Source organism: Rhodonellum psychrophilum GCM71 = DSM 17998, from assembly GCF_000381545.1.
In the GTDB taxonomy this organism is placed as follows: domain Bacteria; phylum Bacteroidota; class Bacteroidia; order Cytophagales; family Cyclobacteriaceae; genus Rhodonellum; species Rhodonellum psychrophilum.
This window is the reverse complement of sequence record NZ_KB906718.1, coordinates 1-1,983: the sequence shown is the minus strand read 5'-3', so window position 1 is coordinate 1,983 and position 1,983 is coordinate 1. Positions and strand designations below refer to the sequence as shown.

Here is a 1,983-nt window from a genome sequence, read left to right as displayed (position 1 = left end):
TGTATATTAAAATATACAAAAAAAAGGTGTAGAAAAGTAATTTTCCTACACCTTTTTTACTAACATTTTATCAAAGGACTTTTTCAGTGGCCTCCCGACAGCTCAGGCATGTTTTTTTGGTTTTGACAAAGAGAAAAAACCTTGATTGTTTAGGTTCGCATTTTAATCCAGCGATCAATCAATAGGCTAATTTCCCTCAGACCTTCACGTTTATTTTATTTCACTGTGATCAGGATTTTGACTTTTATCTGATCCCAAATCATGGCGATGGTGCCTTCTGTTTCTTAAACCAGTTCCACTTCATAAGTCAATCGCTAAACAGATTGCGCAAGTGCTTTCGGTACTACCGCAATCCTTTGTTAATTGGCTAGATTACATTTTTGCACCCTCAACGAAAGGTTATTCGAATGTGTGATCAATAATTTTGAATTTCCTGATGAAAATTCAGCTCTGATTTATAAAAAAGATGGCAGATTGAACGCGTTCAAACAGCTAAAACAGAATTTTCCGCTCAAATACTTCCTTGGCGACAATGAAAATGTCATTGATTCTCAAATCTGGATTGTAATGTTGGCGAACCTGCTTATCGTATTGTTCAAAAGCAAGGGGAAGAGAAATTGGGCCTTTTCAAACCTGGTGTCTATCATCAGGCAACAGCTAATGAACTAGATTAATATGTATAATTCTCTTGAGAATCCAGAGAAAAGTTGGCTCAAAATCATCTAAGAAAACAAATAAAATTTGAACACACTTTGTTCGCTTATTTACTTGAGAGGTTTACTTTTTGGAAAACCTCAAAAATAGGCCCCTACAAGAATTATTGTAACTACTCAGCTGGTTGTGATTTAGCAATCAGAGTCAGGTTTCCCAAGATGTTTTGCGTGCGTTTGATAAGGGTGTCCAAGACAGACCTGATGACGCAGAAGTCATCGGCACCTTTTTCCGATTTGAACTGTCCGGATATTTTCTGTTTGACTTTTATATTTCTGATGGCTCTTTCCGATGCGTTGTTGTCGGGTGGCACTTTATGGTGGTATAAAAAAATCAGGATTGATTGTCTGTATTTGAACAGTATTTTCTGCATGGATACAGATTCCCTGTGGCTTTGGTCTAGGGATATCTCCAGTATTCTATCCGGTTTTTGTTCCAAATCGGATATTGCTTTGAGCTGTTCCCGGGTCTGCTCTTTGTCCAATGTTTTCTTCAATGTCATTGCCTCGAGCAGGAGTGATTTGATATGGTTTTATTTTACATGTTCACCAAGGAGAAATCGTTATGAAGGGGTAAACAGAGTATAATTCCATTTTAAACCTTCTGCCTAGGATTGCCAAAGGAAGCATAAATCAATGCTTGTTCCTTAGGTGTAAGCAACCCGCTGGATATATTCAAACCCTCTTTTTTCAAGCATCTTGCCAATTTTTTGGTGGATATGCCGTACTCATCGGCTACTTTTTGCCTTGACTTTGCATTTTTTTTTCAGGAAAAAGCAAGGAGTTGATTGCTTTAAAATATAGTTAAGGTTTTTATTGAATATGTAAAAAAAGGGGGTAGCTTACCAACGAAAATTTAAGGCGACCGGTAGTTTAGAGTTTTTGAGGATATGGACCCGCCTGGCGAGTGCAATAGAGGTTTCGTTTAATAATGAATAAAATTATGAAAAAGAGAATTTTAGTAACCTCGTTATCTGTTTTGACAGTAACATTTTTGGCTATTTTCACATTAGCGCCTATCGCCCAAGCTCAATCTTCTGGTGGAATATGGAGCGGAGACTATTTTTGTGAACAAAGTGGCATTTATAATTGCTTACCTGAGGTAGTGGTAGAGCAATGATGCCTTGATTTTCAGTGGGTGCTGTTGGGAAGGTGTTCTGACAGCACCCCTGTTATTTAAATTAAAATAGACATGAATAATATGAAATTTACTTTTATCAGTGTATTTATCTTGGGCTTGTTTTCCTGTACAGAAAAAAAAAGGGAAGAAATA

The 1,983-nt window shown here is 37.0% G+C and carries 2 protein-coding genes; both read right to left on the bottom strand.

Features of this window, described 5'->3' with window-relative positions; all coding sequences use genetic code 11:
- Positions 1-826 precede the first annotated feature (826 nt).
- Positions 827-1,213 carry an IS66 family transposase gene (locus tag F824_RS26590; RefSeq protein ID WP_022582413.1) on the bottom strand — a complete coding sequence of 129 codons (387 nt, stop codon included), beginning with the start codon at positions 1,211-1,213 and terminating at the stop codon, positions 827-829.
- A 590-nt stretch (positions 1,214-1,803) separates the two neighbouring features.
- On the bottom strand, positions 1,804-1,983 hold a 180-nt coding region (locus F824_RS27895), incomplete at its 5' end, for a hypothetical protein (protein ID WP_211218926.1).

Excerpts from the sequence above, each read along its gene's own strand:
- F824_RS26590 (WP_022582413.1), bottom strand. The coding sequence starts at position 1,213 with ATGACATTGAAGAAAACATTGGACAAAGAGCAGACCCGGGAACAGCTC.